The sequence below is a fragment of the Roseovarius sp. TE539 genome (assembly GCF_003298505.1).
GTDB lineage: Bacteria > Pseudomonadota > Alphaproteobacteria > Rhodobacterales > Rhodobacteraceae > Roseovarius.
Map to the genome: position 1 here is coordinate 1 of NZ_QNGB01000074.1, position 821 is coordinate 821.

The 821-nt window shown below is 64.3% G+C and carries 1 protein-coding gene; it reads right to left on the reverse strand.

Annotated elements, in window-relative coordinates; translation table 11 throughout:
• On the reverse strand, positions 1-821 hold an 821-nt coding region (locus DQW77_RS17925), incomplete at both ends, for a UTP--glucose-1-phosphate uridylyltransferase (protein WP_258523921.1).

An 821-nucleotide genomic window follows, 5' to 3' on the forward strand; every position in this document is an offset into this window, starting at 1 on the left:
AGATAGGCCTGCAGATCGTCGCGCAGGTCCGGGCGGGCCAGCGCGAAGGCCACCGTCGCCTGCAGGAACCCGGCCTTGGAGCCGCAATCGAAGCGCTGGCCGCGAAAGCGGAAGCCATAGACCTCCTCGCCATCGTCGCGGGCGTCCGCGATGGCATCGGTCAACTGGATCTCGCCACCGGCGCCGGTCTTTTTCTGGTTCAGTTTCTGCAGCACCCGTGGCGTGAGAATGTAGCGCCCGATCACCGCGAGGTTCGACGGCGCGCTGCCCGGTTCGGGCTTTTCCACCATCCCCTGCGTGGACACGATCGACCCCATGTCCTCCTTCACGTCGAGAATACCGTAGTTCGACGCGGTCTCGTCCGGGACCTCCATCGCGGCGACGATGTTGCCCTGCGTTTCCGCGAACGCCTCCACCATCTGCTCAAGGCAGGGCTTTTCCGCCGCGATCACGTCATCGGGCAGGATCACGGCAAAGGGCTCATTGGCGATGAGGCGCCGTGCGCACCAGACCGCATGGCCAAGCCCCAGCGGCTTGTGCTGGCGGACATAGGCAATTTCGCCGCTGTCCATGTTGGTGGATTTCAAAAGCTCCAGAAGCTCGTCCTTGCCCTTCTTGCGCAGCTCCTGCTCAAGCTGCGGGGCGTTGTCGAAATAATCCTCCAGCGCGCCCTTGCCGCGCGAGGTCACGAAGATGAATTCCTTGATGCCGGCCGCGCGCGCCTCGTCGATCGCGTACTGAACCAGCGGCCGGTCCACCAGCGTCATGATCTCCTTGGGCACCGATTTGGTGGCCGGAATGAACCGGGTCCCCAGACCCGC